The sequence below is a fragment of the Pseudomonas sp. lyk4-R2A-10 genome, from assembly GCF_030209075.1.
Lineage (GTDB): Bacteria > Pseudomonadota > Gammaproteobacteria > Pseudomonadales > Pseudomonadaceae > Aquipseudomonas > Aquipseudomonas glycinae.
On record NZ_JARVSR010000006.1, the window covers coordinates 212,732 to 226,392 of the forward strand.

The window sequence follows — 13,661 nt, forward strand, 5'->3', positions numbered from 1 at the left end:
CACCAGAACCAGCCCCTTTGCCCGATGAATGCAGTGCCCGACCGGTCTCGAAGAACCGGACGGCAAGGCCGATACCGAGGAATGCCCCATGAGCAGCCTGTCCGTCTATCACGTTTCCAGCCCCGAGATTCCGAACAAGGTGCTGACCCATTTCGAAGACATCGCTTCGACCCTGGCCGAGCAGGGCGTGCGCTTCGACCGTTGGCAAGCCGCCGCGAAGATCCAGCCCGGCGCCAGCCAGGAAGAAGTGATCGGTGCTTATAAAGAGCAGATCGACAAACTGATGACTGAGCGCGGCTACATCACGGTCGACGTGATCAGCCTCAACAGCGACCACCCACAAAAAGCCGAATTGCGCGCCAAGTTCCTCGAAGAACATCGGCATGGCGAAGACGAAGTACGCTTCTTCGTTGCCGGTCGCGGTCTGTTTACCCTGCACATCGACGATTACGTCTACGCCGTGCTGTGCGAGAAGAACGACCTGATTTCGGTGCCGGCCGGTACCAAGCATTGGTTCGATATGGGCGAGAACCCGCATTTCGTGGCGATCCGTCTGTTCAACAACCCTGAAGGCTGGGTCGCCAACTTCACCGGCGAAGACATCGCCGGTCGCTTCCCGCGTCTGGAGGACTGAGCGATGTCGATCAAGGTCATTCTCACCGACATCGAAGGCACCACCAGCGCGGTGAGTTTTGTGTTCGACGTGCTGTTCCCATATGCCGCCAAACACCTGCCGGACTTCGTCCGTCAGAACGCCCAGCGCGCCGACGTTGCCGAGCAACTGGATGCCGTGCGCCGCGACAGCAACGAACCGCAGGCTGACGTCGAGCGAGTCGTGGAAATTCTGCTGGCCTGGATCGCCGAAGACCGCAAAGCCACGCCGCTGAAAGCGTTGCAAGGCATGGTCTGGGAGCAGGGTTATCAGGCCGGGCAGTTGAAAGGCCATGTTTACCCGGACGCTGTTGAAGCGCTCCAGCGCTGGCATCAGGCCGGTTATCAACTTTTTGTTTATTCGTCCGGTTCGATCCAGGCGCAGAAGCTGATTTTCGGATGCTCGGAAGCAGGAGATCTGACGCCGTTGTTCAGTGGCTACTTCGACACCACGTCGGGCCCCAAGCGCGAGCCGCAGTCATATACCAATATCCAGCAGGCCATCGGAGTCGAACCGCAGGAAATCCTGTTCCTCTCCGACATCGTCCAGGAACTCGACGCCGCCCAGTCAGCCGGCCTGCAAACCTGCGGCCTGGCTCGTGAGGGCGGGGAGCTGGAAGGTCATGTGACCGTCGACAGCTTCACTGGGATCGAACCCGAAGCGTTCTGAGTTCACACAATCGCCGCGCAAAAAAACAGGCCGTGAAGCGAAAGCTCCACGGCCTGTCTGTTTATACGGTGTTCGAATTACATCGAGTGATAAGTCGGCAGGGCAAAACGTTGCTGACTTTGCAGCATGCCGATCTGCGGCAGCTCGCTGGCTTGTTCTGCCAGATCACGACGGATCGCGCTGATCGCCCACGACAGTTGATCGCCGGCATGCAGTTGCTGATAGGTCAGCGCACGTTTGAACACTTTGCCGTCGGCACTCTTCAGTGTCAGCAGGATCCCGCCATCGGGACGTGGCGCAGTGGTGACGTCGAAGTTGGAGAACAGGGAGGTAAATTTTTCTTGGATCAGGCTCATGTCTTTCAGCTCCGTATGCACTTGAATGGCAAGCATGCGTAGGGAGTTGCAGCGATTGTGCCAGTATTTATTTTTTTAAAAATCGTTATAAAACAGCAGGTTATAAAATTTTCTCATTTCGGCTGTCGTGCAATCTGCATGAATGGCCATCGTGCATCCTGCATTTTGCGGGATCGCTGTCGATCCGATGGAACCATTCCGTCCGGCAGCAATCCCGCTTCGCCATATAGCGCTGGCGGATACAAAACATTGCAAAAACCGCGTGTACAGCCCGCGAAGCCCTGACGTATTTTCGGCCACGACCCCCGCTCGAGAAGCGCCGGTTGCCTCACCCGATTGCCCGACAATAAAAATCCGGCCTGCACGTCAAGGTCGAACGGGAGCTGCCATGCGCCACGCGCCGAGCGACACGATTACCTGGGGCATGATGCTCCGCAAACTGCCGATGATTGCCAAAGCCATCCCGCGGGTGGTGAAAGGCATGAAGGTGGCCAACGTCAAGGATCCGACCCAAACCTGTGGCCTGGGCTGGACATTCGAGCAAGCGACCCTGCGCAATCCCGAAGGCCCCGCGCTGCTGTCGGGCGAGGTGGTGCTGAGTTATTCACAGGTCAACCAGTGGGCCAACCGCATTGCCCACTATTTGATCGGCCAGGGTATCGGCAAGGGCGATGTGGTGGCGGTGTTCATCGAGAACCGCCCGGAACTGCTGGTGACGATTCTGGCCCTGGCCAAGGTCGGCGCCGTCAGCGCGCTGCTCAATACCTCGCAGACCCGCGATACGCTGATCCACAGCATCAATCTGGTGACGCCGGCGGCGATTGTCGTCGGTGAGGAACTGCTGCCGGCATTTGCGGCGGTACGCGAGCAAGTGTCGATCCCGGCAACGCGCGCCTGGTTCGTCGCCGATCAGGATACCTTCAGCCATCCGGGCATCGCGCCCGAGGGCTACATCAACCTGATCAGCGCCAGTGCCGACGCCTCGGGCGACAACCCGGCCAGCAGCCGGCAGATTTTCTTCGACGACCCCTGTTTCTACATCTACACCTCCGGCACCACCGGTTTGCCCAAGGCCGGCGTGTTCAAGCACGGCCGCTGGATGCGCAGTTCGGCGAGCTTCGGCATGATCGCCCTCGACATGCGCCCGGACGACATCGTCTATTGCACCTTGCCGCTGTACCACGCCACCGGGCTTTGCGTGTGTTGGGGTTCGGCGGTTAATGGCGCTTCGGGTTTCGCGATTCGCCGCAAGTTCAGCGCCCGCCAGTTCTGGAGCGACGTGCGCCGCTACCGCGCAACCACCATCGGTTACGTCGGCGAGTTGTGCCGTTATCTGGTGGATCAGCCGCTCAGCGCCGACGACAGCCGTCACGACGTGCGCAAAATGATCGGCAACGGCCTGCGGCCCGGCGCGTGGGCCGAGTTCAAGACCCGTTTCGGCGTGGATCACATTTGCGAGCTGTACGCGGCCAGCGACGGCAATATTGGCTTCACCAACATCCTCAATTTCGACAACACCATCGGCTTCTCGCTGATGGCCTGGGAACTGGTCGCCTACGACCAGGACAGCGGCGAGCCGATTCGTGGCGCTGACGGGTTCATGCGCAAGGTCGGTCGGGGCGAGCGAGGCCTGCTGCTGGCGCGGATCGACGACAAGGCGCCGCTGGACGGCTACACCGATCCGCAGAAAACCGCCAAAGTCGTGCTGCAGGACGTGTTCATCAAAGGGGATCGCTTTTTCAATACCGGCGATCTGCTGCGCAACATCGGTTTTGGTCATGCACAGTTTGTCGACCGCCTCGGCGACACCTACCGCTGGAAGGGAGAGAACGTCTCGACCACCGAGGTCGAGAACCTGCTGCTCCAACATCCGCACATTTCCGAAGCCGTGGCCTATGGTGTGGAAATCCCCAACACCAACGGTCGCGCCGGGATGGCGGCGATCACCCCGGCCGAGTCTTTGGCGACCCTGGATTTCGCCGAACTGTTGGCCTTCGTCCGCCAGCGTATGCCGGCCTACGCGGTGCCGTTGTTCTTACGGGTCAAGGTGAAAATGGAAACCACCGGCACCTTCAAATACCAGAAGACGCGCCTGAAAAACGAAGGCTTCGATCCCCGCCAGACAGGCGATGACCCGATTTATGCCTGGCTGCCAGGGACAGAAACCTACGTGCAGGTCTCGGATGGAATCCTTGCGGACATCCGGGCAGGCAAGTTCCGTTATTGATATTGGCTATCGGCGGTCTCGGAAAAAAGGGGATGACAGCTATCGCCGCGCTCGGGAAACTATCGGCTTTCCGATCGACCGAAAGTGGAGTTGCCCCATGTCCGACCAAAGCCGCCAGATGACCCCAGAAGAAGCCGCCGAATTCACCGAGCAGGTATTCAACAAGGCGCGTGAGGGCGATGCGGTAATGCTGGATCGCCTGATCACTGCCGGTCTGCCGGTGAACCTGACCAACAGCAAGGGCGACACCCTGCTGATGCTCGCCAGTTACTACGGGCATGTGGACGCGGTGCAAGTGTTGCTCAAGCACAAGGCCGACCCGGAACAACGTAACGGCAACGGCCAAAGCCCGATTGCCGGCGCGGCGTTCAAGGGTGACCTGGCCGTGGTCAAGGCGTTGGTCGAAGGTGGGGCGCAGATTGAAGGTGCCTCTTTCGACGGACGCACGGCGTTGATGATGGCGGCGATGTTCAACCGGGTTGAAATCGTCGACTACCTGATCGACCAGGGCGCCGATCCGAAAGCCAAGGATGCCAACGGCATCACCGCGCTGGACGCGGCCCGCACCATGGGCGCTGTGGACACCACCGCGCAGCTGGAAAAACTGCTGGGCTGAAGCCGCTGGCCGGAACCCGTTCTGTGGCGAAGGCGAGAATGCGCTATCCTTCGCGCCCTCAAAATTCTCTTCGCCACAGGATCCGCTCCCATGAAAGCCGCACTCGCCGAACTCATCAGCAAAATCAGCTCCGGCTGCATGGGCGAAGACGAGATCCTGAAGGTCGCTGACGAAGCGGCGCAGGCCTACGCCGATGCCGATGCTTTTCTGACCGCCAACCCGGACATCAACTACGACGACACTTTCCCGATTCCGCTGGGCGAATGGGTGGTGGTCGGCAGCCTGCCCGAGACCGTACTGTTTCAGGCGGACACCTACGTTGACCTGTTCGCACAGATCGTGGCTTCGTTCGGCCCGGGCGTCGAGTTCAACCTCAAGCCCAAGCAACTGGCCAAGACCGAGGCGCTGACCGCGCTCAACCGCATCCAGGTGCAGATGAGCAGCCTGAACAAGGAAAACGGCGGTTACACCCTGATGAACTTCAGCCAGCTGCTCGACGACGAGCTGCAAGTGGTGCTGGTCTACGGCAACGACGTGCCGCGCGTGCTGGAACTGTGCGCCGAAGTCGGCATTGCCGCCGCGCCGTCGCTGGAAGCCCTGAAGGTCGCCGTTCACGTCTGAATGCAATAAAAGGGAACCCTGTGCGCGACCGTCTATCCTAAAAGTGCATGCCACTATTCTGGAGCGACACCATGGGTTCCACGTTCAACGGCCTGGTCGGCCTGATCATTCTTGCGCTCGACATCTGGGCGATCATCAATGTGCTGAAAAGCGGCGCCGAGACCGGGATGAAAATCCTCTGGGTGCTGCTGATCATCCTGCTGCCGGTGCTGGGCCTGATCATCTGGGCGATTGCCGGGCCGCGGGGCAACGTGCGGATCTGACCGTTCGCACCCTGATCGGGTCGGGCCGATGAACTGAGGTTCGACCTGTCATCTTCGGCAACGTAGAATGCGCGCCTTTCCCGGGCAATCGAACCTGACGATTGGCGCCCGCGCATTCATCGGAGCACTTCACCATGACCGTCACCAAGACCAGCGAATACCTGGAAACCCTCTACGAAGGCTACGGCCAGCGTTTTCGCATGGAAAAACTGCTGCACGAAGTGCGCACCGAACACCAGCACCTGGTGATTTTCCAGAACCCGCGCATGGGCCGGGTGATGGCGCTGGACGGCGTGATCCAGACCACCGAAGCCGATGAGTTCATCTACCACGAAATGCTCACCCACGTGCCGATCCTCGCCCACGGCACCGCCAAGCGCGTGCTGATCATTGGCGGCGGCGACGGCGGCATGCTGCGCGAAGTGACCAAACACGCCAGCGTCGAGCACATCACCATGGTCGAGATCGACGGCACCGTGGTCGACATGTGCAAAGAGTTTCTGCCGAACCACTCCAGCGGTGCGTACGACGATCCACGCCTGAACCTGGTGATCGACGACGGCATGCGTTTCGTCGCCACCACCACTGAAAAATTCGACGTGATCATTTCCGACTCCACCGACCCGATCGGTCCGGGCGAAGTGCTGTTCTCGGAAAACTTCTACCAGGCCTGCCACCGCTGCCTGAACGAGGGCGGCATCCTCGTGACCCAGAACGGCACGCCGTTCATGCAGATCGAAGAAGTGAAAACCACTGCCGGTCGCCTGCGCAGCCTGTTCCCGGACTGGCACTTCTATCAGGCAGCCGTCCCGACCTACATCGGCGGTTCGATGACCTTTGCCTGGGGCTCGACCAACCCGGCCTACCGCAAGCTGAGCCGTGAAATTCTGCAACAGCGCTTCATCGGCAGCGGCATCGTTACCCGTTACTACAACCCGGAAATTCACATTGGTGCTTTCGCCTTGCCGCAGTACGTGTTGCAAGCGGTGAACAAGCCAAGCAACGACTGATCATTCGCGGGTCAGAAAAAGCCGAGGCCGGTGTGCGAAAACACGCCGGCCTCGGCTTTTTTCATGTTGCATCGGTGTAAACCTTTTGAACGATCAATCCTGACAAAAGTCGAGATAGGTGTAAGCCCATTTGCGGGTTTGATCGAGGAGGCTCCGATGTCAAAGTGGAAAGTCACTTTCGTGGACGATCATGGTGAAACGATCGACGAAGTCTTCGAGTGCGAGGAATGCCCCAGTCATGAACGGGCAGCTCGCCTCATCAAGGAACGATTGCTGCCAGTCGCCGCCGAGCTTGACCTGAACGATCTGGAAGGGCGCACCGCCGATGCCGGCGTAAAAAGCCTGAAAACCCAGAACAGCATCGAAATCCGCAGCATCACCCCAATCTGAATCTTCATTTTCTTCATGTACCAGGCCTTGGCAGCGGCTCTATCTTGGGGCTACTCTGCAAGCGAGATCAGCGAACGGATCGCTAAGGTCTGGTCTTGTCAGCTACATGCTTGTTTCCCGCCGGCAACGCGGTTGCCGTAAGCACCCGGGCCCTGTGGGCCAGTGCAGGGAATACGGAAAGTCTATCCATCTATGCGAGGGGGACGATTCATGAGCACAGCCTATCAAGAAGACATCAGCAGCAGTGTGCTGCGCCGCATGAAAGAAGGCGGTTTCGATTTTTCCCGATTCCATCCCATCGAGTTCTACGCCATTTTCCCGGACGAGGAGCGGGCACGCAGGGCGGCAGGCAAATTTCGCGGTGAATCCATCAATGCCCAGGTCAGTGCGCGCGACGACGGCGCCTGGTCTCTGGAATTGAGCAAGGTGATGTACGCAACCTACGACGACATTGGCGATTTCGAGCAGGGCTTTTCGGCGGTGGTCGAGCCCTTGGGCGGCATCATCGAAGGCTGGGGCGTGAAACAGGAGATCCGCAACCGGCACCGTTTGAACTGATCACTCTCGCAACACGTCGAGCAACGGCTGACCTTCGGGTCGGCCGTTGTCGTTTCTGCCCCTGAACGCCTCATGGCAAAACCCTGAAACAAGAATCCGGCGCAAAAAAAAGCCACCTGAGGGGGTGGCTGAAAGGGAAGACCGGAAGGAGAGGAAACCGGTCAGGGTTACGGCCGGGAGGGCTGCCAGGGCAAGCCGGAACAGTGAGGCTGCGTACTTCGTCAGCGACGTTTTTGCAGCGGATGCGCGGATTATCCGCAGCCGCCGACGGGCAGTGAAATCAACTCTGACTATGCTGGTGATAGGCGACGGGACTGCGTCGCAATGAGGCGGGGGCGATCAGGTTGGGGCATTTGCCGCACAGGAATGGTGCGGTACGTGTGGCGTGAATATCCAACCGATTGAAATCAAAGCGTTTATGCCGATGGCACGGGCCTTGCGAAGGCCTGTATGTCCGGAGTGACAAGGAGTACGGCATGATCCGCACCTATTTTGATGAGATGTACGATGCCGGCGGCCAGATCCGCCCGCATTACCGGGAGTTTGCCCGCTGGCTGGCCGAAACGCCTGACGAGCTGCTGGCCCAGCGGCGACGCGAGGCCGATCTGCTGTTCCATCGCGCCGGGATCACCTTCACGCTCTACGGGGACGAGCAGGGGACAGAGCGTCTGATTCCCTTCGACACCATTCCGCGCAGCATTCCGGCCAGTGAATGGCGGATCGTCGAGCGCGGCTGCATCCAGCGGGTCAAGGCGCTGAACATGTTCCTCGCCGACCTTTACCACGAGCAACGCATCATCAAGGCCGGGATCATTCCCGCCGAACAGGTGCTGGCCAACGAGCAATATCAGTTGGCGATGCAGGGGCTGGACCTGCACCGCGATATCTATTCGCACATCTCCGGCGTCGATCTGGTGCGCGACGGCGACGGCACTTATTACGTGCTCGAGGACAACCTGCGCACACCAAGCGGCGTGAGCTACATGCTCGAAGACCGCAAGATGATGATGCGCCTGTTCCCCGAACTGTTCGCGGCCCAGCGCATCGCTCCCATCGACCATTACCCGAACCTGCTGCTCGACACCCTGAAAAGCTCAAGCCCGATCGACGACCCGAGTGTGGTGGTGCTGACGCCGGGTCGGTTCAACAGCGCGTTTTTCGAGCATGCGTTCCTGGCCCGGGAAATGGGCGTGGAGCTGGTGGAGGGCGCGGATCTGTTCGTGCGCGACGACAAGGTCTTCATGCGCACCACCGACGGCCCGAAAGCGGTGGACGTGATCTACCGCCGGCTCGACGATGCGTTCCTCGATCCTTTGGCCTTCCGCCCGGACTCGATGCTCGGCGTGCCGGGGCTGCTGTCGTCGTATCGCTCCGGCAATGTAGTGTTGGCCAATGCTATCGGCACCGGCGTGGCGGACGACAAATCGGTGTATCCGTTCGTTACCGAAATGATCCGTTTCTACCTCGACGAAGAACCGATCCTGAAGAACGTGCCGACCTGGCAATGCCGCAACCCGTCTGAACTTTCCCACGTGCTGGCCAATCTTCCGGATCTGGTGGTCAAGGAAACCCAGGGCTCCGGTGGTTACGGGATGCTCGTGGGGCCGGCGGCGACCACCGCGGAAATCGATGCGTTCCGCGAGCGGATCAAGGCCAAGCCCCACGCGTACATCGCGCAACCGACGCTGTCGCTGTCGACTTGTCCGACCTTTGTCGAAAACGGCATTGCGCCGCGCCATATCGACCTGCGCCCGTTCGTATTGTCCGGCCGCGAAACCCGGGTCGTGCCCGGCGGTTTGACCCGTGTCGCCCTGCGTGAAGGCTCTCTGGTGGTGAATTCATCCCAGGGCGGCGGAACCAAGGACACCTGGGTGGTCGAGGATTGAAGGAAGCCTGCCATGTTAAGTAGAACTGCCTCGGATCTGTACTGGATGTCGCGCTACCTGGAGCGGGCGGAAAACCTCGCGCGGATGCTCGACGTCAGTTATTCGCTGTCGCTGATGCCGCAGGACGGCCGTGGCGACGGTCTGCACGAACTGGCGATGCCGCTGCTGATCACCGGCACGCTGGACGATTACCTGGAACGCCACGGCGAGCTGCATGCCGAGCGCTTGCTGCACTTCTTCGCCCTCGACGCGGCCAATCCGGCGAGCATCTATAGCTGCCTCGGCGCGGCGCGCGCCAGCGCCCATGCGGTGCGTGGCCGGATCACCGCCGACATGTGGGAGAACATCAACGCCACCTGGCTGGAGATTCGCGGGATCGCCAATCAGGGCCTCAGCCGTTATGGCATGAGTCGCTTCTGCGAGTGGATCAAGGAACGTTCGCACCTGTTCCGTGGGGCATCCTACGGCACCATCATGCGCAACGACGCGTTTCGTTTCATTCGCCTGGGGACCTTCATCGAGCGGGCGGACAACACGTTGCGCCTGCTCGATGCGCGTTACGAAATGGCCGGCGATCAGGCCGAAGCAGTCAGCGATGGCACCGCTCACGCCTATTACCAGTGGAGTGCACTGTTGCGGGCGCTGTCATCGTTCGAGGCCTACACCGAGATCTATCGCGATGCGCCCGGCGCCCGGCATGTGGCCGAGCTGCTGTTGTTGCGCGCCGACGTGCCGCGTTCGCTGCGGGCCTGCACCGAAGAGATCGACCAGATCCTCGCGCAATTGCCGGGGGCCAACGGTCGTCCTGCGCAACGACTGGCGGCGGAAATGGACGCGCGTCTGCGCTACACCGGCATTCAAGAAATTCTCGAGGAAGGGCTGCACGCCTGGCTCACCGAATTCATCCCGCTGGTGCGCCAGCTGGGCAACGCCATTCACAGTTCCTACCTGGAGGCCGCATGAGACTTTCCATCAGCCACGAGACCACCTATCACTACGAAGATCAGGTGCGCGCGAGCATCCAGTACCTGCGCCTGACACCCCACGACAGCGAGCGTCAGCACGTGCTGAGCTGGCAGCTCGACCTGCCGCGCCCGGTGCGCGCCCAGCTCGATCCGTTCGGCAACATTCTGCACGTCCTGACCATGGACGAGCCTCACGAAGCGATCATCATCGGCGCCCGGGGGCAGGTCGATATCGACGAGTTGCGCGAAGCGGAGCACGAGAGTCAGTCGGCGCTGCCGTTCCTGCGTTTCACCCGGCTGACCGAAGCTGACGAGGCGTTGCGGGCGTTTGCCGAGAAATCCTGCAAGCAGCGACGGGACCGCAATGCACTGATCGACCTGATGCATGGGCTGAACCAGCACATGACCTACAAGCCGGGCGCCACCGAAGTCGACACCAGTGCCGCCGAGGCATTTGCCGGGCGGGCGGGTGTTTGCCAGGATCACGCCCATGCGTTCCTAGCCTGCGCGCGCAGTCTCGGGGTGCCGTCACGTTATGTGTCGGGTTATCTGTACAGCGAGGATTGCGAGCATCTGGCCAGTCACGCCTGGGCCGAAGCCTGGATCGATGACGCCTGGTACAGCTTTGACGTGACCAATGAACTGGCGCGGCCGGAGCGGCACCTGAAACTGGCAGTGGGTCTGGATTACCTCGACGCCTGCCCGGTGCGCGGGATGCGCCGTGGCGGCGGTTCAGAGCAGATGCACGCGAAAGTGCTGGTGTCGCCGACACCAGCGCCAATCATCTCGGTGCAGCAGCAGTAAACGACGTAGTTGGCTTACTTGGCGGGCGCAACCTTGCGCCCGGCCATGTGCTGCAAATACCCGATCAGTTTCTGCAGATCCGCATCCGGCAACACCTCGGCGGAAAACCCCGGCATCTTCGCCTGCGGCCACTGACGCAGACTCTGCGGATCGCGGATGTAGCGCTTGAGGAAGTCCGCGCCGAAGTATTCGGTCGGGTTGTACGGAATATTCAGGTCCGGCCCGAATTGCGCATCGCCTGCGCCATTCAGGCGATGGCACGCCAGACAGTTCTTCTGAAACAACGCAAAACCCTGATTCACCGGGTCGTCGGCCTTCAACGCAGGATCCGGCAACAGGGCAGGGAAGCGCTCGGCCACTGGCGCCATGCGCTTGATGCTGGCGACTTCGAACGGCCATTGTTCCGGGCTGATATTGCCGGCCTGCGGATCAGTCCACACCAGATAGAACGGTCCGGCGCTGTGCTTGCCTTCCGACAGCGGCGGCCAGGGCTGCGCCGGATCCTCGATGGCCAGCCAGGCGCGAGAGCCTTTGTTGTTCAGTAGCGGCGCGGCGGACAGTTCGGCGGCGAAACCGTCCAGCGCTACGGCTTGCAGGTGATCCTCCGGTTTGATGCCGGTCAGCAGCGCGGCCATCGGCACGGCGCGATAGGTCATGTCCTTCTTGTAGGACACATCATTCTTGACCGTGAGGGTTTGTACCTGAGGATGCTTGAGCAACTCCTCGGTCTGCCAGGTGCGGGTGTTCGCGCCCAGCTCCAGGTTCAGCTGCGCGGCAGACAGGGGCATGCTCAGCAGCGCGGCCCCAAATAGAATGAGCGTTTTCAAGTGATCGCCGTCCATGTCGTGGAAGTGCGCAAAGATTGGCACAGCCACGCTGGCCCGGGTAGCGGGCCAGTCGCATTTTCAGTGGCGATAAACAATACCTGACACTTGAATCAGCCGATGACCTTGGTCAGGTTCGGCAGAATCAACAACAGCGTCGTGGCGAAAAGAATGAGCCCTGCTTGCCGTACTTTCGGTTGTTTGAACATGGCTTGACCGCCTTTATTGTTATTTCCTGATGCCTGCCTGCATATCCATGACGGCAAGCGCTGCACTTCCTGTAGCGAACGCCTGTCTCGGCAAAACCCGACGACAACGACGTACATCTTCACCTTAGGGCCCGCGTCACGCTTCGCTTAGATCCATTTCGTATGTATTTGCTACCAGTCGCTATTAAAAAGGCATGAGGCCCATTGCCAGCTTCTTTGCCGCCCGTTTGCTAGACAGCTCGCGCACCTGAACCGGTTAATCAGGCCACGGATGACCGTCCGTCTGAGCGTGCGCGTCAACGTCATTGAGCGCTGTGGTCATTGAATCCATGACGGGTGAAGACAACAGTGGCAGCACGAATTTCACTCACCGCACAGGTTCGAGGACGTCATGACCCAAGCTTTGATTTTCGACGCGTTACGCACGCCCCGTGGCAAGGGCAAGGCCGACGGTTCGCTGCACAGCGTCAAACCGGTGAACCTGGTGGCAGGGCTGCTGACCGCTTTGCAAGCGCGCACTGCGCTGGACACCAGCCAGGTCGATGACGTGGTGCTGGGTTGTGTCACGCCGATCGGCGATCAGGGCTCGGACATCGCCAAGACCGCGGTGCAGGTGGCCGATTGGGACGTCAGCGTCGCGGGCGTGCAGATCAACCGCTTCTGCGCCTCGGGACTGGAAGCGGTGAACCTGGGGGCGATGAAAGTGCGCTCCGGGTTTGAAGAGCTGGTGGTGGTCGGCGGCGTCGAATCCATGTCCCGCGTGCCGATGGGCAGCGACGGTGGCGCCTGGGCGCTGGATCCGCAAACCAACCTGCACAGCCATTTCACGCCACAAGGCGTCGGCGCCGACCTGATCGCCACCCTGGAAGGCTTCAGCCGTCAGGACGTCGATGCCTACGCGCTGCACTCGCAACAGAAAGCCGCTCGCGCCCGGGCCGACGGTTCGTTCAACAAGTCGTTGGTGCCGGTGCAGGACCAGAACGGCATCATCCTGCTCGATCACGATGAGTTCATTCGCGCCGAGTCGACCCTTGAAGGCCTGGGCAAGCTCAAGCCGAGTTTCGAGATGATCGGCCAGCTGGGCTTCGACGCCACGGCGCTGCGTGTCTACAGCCATGTCGAGCGGATCAACCATGTGCACACGCCGGGCAACAGCTCGGGGATCGTCGATGGCGCGGCGCTGATGTTGATCGGCTCCGAAGCCAAGGGGCGCGCGTTGGGCCTGCAACCCCGGGCGCGGATCGTCGCCACGGCGGTCACCAGCACCGATCCGACGATCATGCTCACCGGCCCGGCGCCGGCCACTCGCAAGGCATTGGCCAAGGCCGGGCTGCGGGTGGAAGACATCGACCTTTTCGAGGTCAACGAGGCATTCGCCTCGGTGGTGCTGAAATTCATCAAGGACATGGCCGTCGACCCGGACAAGGTCAACGTCAATGGCGGCTCGATCGCCATGGGCCACCCGTTGGGGGCCACCGGTTGCGCGATCCTCGGCACCTTGCTCGATGAACTGGAAGCCCGACGCCTGCGCTACGGCCTGGCGACGCTGTGCGTCGGCGGCGGCATGGGCATCGCCACCATCATCGAACGCCTCTGATCCCAAGGAATCCT

Annotated in this window: 15 protein-coding genes; 13 read left to right on the forward strand and 2 right to left on the reverse strand. The window is 60.8% G+C overall.

Annotated elements, in window-relative coordinates; translation table 11 throughout:
- Positions 1-88 precede the first annotated feature (88 nt).
- Together QRN46_RS10320 and mtnC are read left to right on the forward strand one after the other, a co-directional pair.
- Complete coding sequence (locus tag QRN46_RS10320; protein ID WP_039770173.1) at positions 89-634, forward strand: 1,2-dihydroxy-3-keto-5-methylthiopentene dioxygenase; 546 nt, start codon at positions 89-91, stop codon at positions 632-634.
- A gap of 3 nt (positions 635-637) precedes the next feature.
- Positions 638-1,321, forward strand: coding sequence for an acireductone synthase (gene mtnC, locus QRN46_RS10325; RefSeq protein WP_011333211.1), 684 nt, complete (start codon positions 638-640; stop codon positions 1,319-1,321).
- 77 nt (positions 1,322-1,398) lie between these two features.
- Here the strand turns inward: mtnC and QRN46_RS10330 are convergent, their stop codons facing one another.
- Positions 1,399-1,677: a DUF3509 domain-containing protein gene (locus QRN46_RS10330; RefSeq protein WP_041475181.1), complete on the reverse strand. Its 279-nt coding sequence runs from the start codon at positions 1,675-1,677 to the stop codon at positions 1,399-1,401.
- Between the two features lie 388 nt (positions 1,678-2,065).
- Between QRN46_RS10330 and QRN46_RS10335 the strand changes: the two genes are divergently transcribed.
- The 10 genes from QRN46_RS10335 to QRN46_RS10380 all read left to right on the forward strand — a co-directional run bounded on the left by QRN46_RS10335 (position 2,066) and on the right by QRN46_RS10380 (position 11,017).
- On the forward strand, positions 2,066-3,904 hold the full coding sequence (locus QRN46_RS10335; RefSeq protein WP_011333213.1) for a long-chain-acyl-CoA synthetase: 1,839 nt from the start codon (positions 2,066-2,068) through the stop codon (positions 3,902-3,904).
- A 97-nt stretch (positions 3,905-4,001) separates the two neighbouring features.
- Positions 4,002-4,520: an ankyrin repeat domain-containing protein gene (locus tag QRN46_RS10340; protein ID WP_011333214.1), complete on the forward strand. Its 519-nt coding sequence runs from the start codon at positions 4,002-4,004 to the stop codon at positions 4,518-4,520.
- A gap of 90 nt (positions 4,521-4,610) precedes the next feature.
- A complete protein-coding gene (locus QRN46_RS10345) occupies positions 4,611-5,141 on the forward strand; it encodes a hypothetical protein (protein ID WP_011333215.1) in 531 nt (176 codons plus the stop codon).
- Between the two features lie 71 nt (positions 5,142-5,212).
- Complete coding sequence (locus QRN46_RS10350; RefSeq protein ID WP_007959984.1) at positions 5,213-5,404, forward strand: PLDc N-terminal domain-containing protein; 192 nt, start codon at positions 5,213-5,215, stop codon at positions 5,402-5,404.
- A 134-nt stretch (positions 5,405-5,538) separates the two neighbouring features.
- Positions 5,539-6,414 carry a polyamine aminopropyltransferase gene (gene speE / locus QRN46_RS10355; RefSeq protein ID WP_285354610.1) on the forward strand — a complete coding sequence of 292 codons (876 nt, stop codon included), beginning with the start codon at positions 5,539-5,541 and terminating at the stop codon, positions 6,412-6,414.
- 156 nt (positions 6,415-6,570) lie between these two features.
- Positions 6,571-6,804 carry a hypothetical protein gene (locus QRN46_RS10360; protein ID WP_007959980.1) on the forward strand — a complete coding sequence of 78 codons (234 nt, stop codon included), beginning with the start codon at positions 6,571-6,573 and terminating at the stop codon, positions 6,802-6,804.
- Positions 6,805-7,014: 210 nt separating this feature from the next.
- On the forward strand, positions 7,015-7,362 hold the full coding sequence (locus tag QRN46_RS10365) for a ribonuclease E inhibitor RraB (RefSeq protein ID WP_007959978.1): 348 nt from the start codon (positions 7,015-7,017) through the stop codon (positions 7,360-7,362).
- Positions 7,363-7,838: 476 nt separating this feature from the next.
- On the forward strand, positions 7,839-9,248 hold the full coding sequence (locus QRN46_RS10370) for a circularly permuted type 2 ATP-grasp protein (RefSeq protein WP_039769936.1): 1,410 nt from the start codon (positions 7,839-7,841) through the stop codon (positions 9,246-9,248).
- A gap of 12 nt (positions 9,249-9,260) precedes the next feature.
- Positions 9,261-10,211, forward strand: coding sequence for an alpha-E domain-containing protein (locus QRN46_RS10375; RefSeq protein ID WP_007959974.1), 951 nt, complete (start codon positions 9,261-9,263; stop codon positions 10,209-10,211).
- Complete coding sequence (locus QRN46_RS10380; protein WP_007959971.1) at positions 10,208-11,017, forward strand: transglutaminase family protein; 810 nt, start codon at positions 10,208-10,210, stop codon at positions 11,015-11,017. Before QRN46_RS10375 ends, QRN46_RS10380 begins: the two co-directional genes overlap by 4 nt.
- A gap of 14 nt (positions 11,018-11,031) precedes the next feature.
- Here the strand turns inward: QRN46_RS10380 and QRN46_RS10385 are convergent, their stop codons facing one another.
- A complete protein-coding gene (locus QRN46_RS10385; RefSeq protein ID WP_285354676.1) occupies positions 11,032-11,859 on the reverse strand; it encodes a c-type cytochrome in 828 nt (275 codons plus the stop codon).
- A 582-nt stretch (positions 11,860-12,441) separates the two neighbouring features.
- On the opposite strand from QRN46_RS10385, the gene QRN46_RS10390 reads away from it, so the two are divergent.
- Positions 12,442-13,647: an acetyl-CoA C-acetyltransferase gene (locus QRN46_RS10390; protein ID WP_201820450.1), complete on the forward strand. Its 1,206-nt coding sequence runs from the start codon at positions 12,442-12,444 to the stop codon at positions 13,645-13,647.
- Positions 13,648-13,661 lie beyond the last annotated feature (14 nt).

Bases quoted from the DNA above. Each gene is read 5' to 3' on its own strand.
- QRN46_RS10320 (WP_039770173.1), top strand. From the start codon at position 89: ATGAGCAGCCTGTCCGTCTATCACGTTTCCAGCCCCGAGATTCCGAAC.
- mtnC (WP_011333211.1), top strand. From the start codon at position 638: ATGTCGATCAAGGTCATTCTCACCGACATCGAAGGCACCACCAGCGCG.
- QRN46_RS10330 (WP_041475181.1), bottom strand. From the start codon at position 1,677: ATGAGCCTGATCCAAGAAAAATTTACCTCCCTGTTCTCCAACTTCGAC.
- QRN46_RS10335 (WP_011333213.1), top strand. From the start codon at position 2,066: ATGCGCCACGCGCCGAGCGACACGATTACCTGGGGCATGATGCTCCGC.
- QRN46_RS10340 (WP_011333214.1), top strand. From the start codon at position 4,002: ATGTCCGACCAAAGCCGCCAGATGACCCCAGAAGAAGCCGCCGAATTC.
- QRN46_RS10345 (WP_011333215.1), top strand. From the start codon at position 4,611: ATGAAAGCCGCACTCGCCGAACTCATCAGCAAAATCAGCTCCGGCTGC.
- QRN46_RS10350 (WP_007959984.1), top strand. From the start codon at position 5,213: ATGGGTTCCACGTTCAACGGCCTGGTCGGCCTGATCATTCTTGCGCTC.
- speE (WP_285354610.1), top strand. From the start codon at position 5,539: ATGACCGTCACCAAGACCAGCGAATACCTGGAAACCCTCTACGAAGGC.
- QRN46_RS10360 (WP_007959980.1), top strand. From the start codon at position 6,571: ATGTCAAAGTGGAAAGTCACTTTCGTGGACGATCATGGTGAAACGATC.
- QRN46_RS10365 (WP_007959978.1), top strand. From the start codon at position 7,015: ATGAGCACAGCCTATCAAGAAGACATCAGCAGCAGTGTGCTGCGCCGC.
- QRN46_RS10370 (WP_039769936.1), top strand. From the start codon at position 7,839: ATGATCCGCACCTATTTTGATGAGATGTACGATGCCGGCGGCCAGATC.
- QRN46_RS10375 (WP_007959974.1), top strand. From the start codon at position 9,261: ATGTTAAGTAGAACTGCCTCGGATCTGTACTGGATGTCGCGCTACCTG.
- QRN46_RS10380 (WP_007959971.1), top strand. From the start codon at position 10,208: ATGAGACTTTCCATCAGCCACGAGACCACCTATCACTACGAAGATCAG.
- QRN46_RS10385 (WP_285354676.1), bottom strand. From the start codon at position 11,859: ATGGACGGCGATCACTTGAAAACGCTCATTCTATTTGGGGCCGCGCTG.
- QRN46_RS10390 (WP_201820450.1), top strand. From the start codon at position 12,442: ATGACCCAAGCTTTGATTTTCGACGCGTTACGCACGCCCCGTGGCAAG.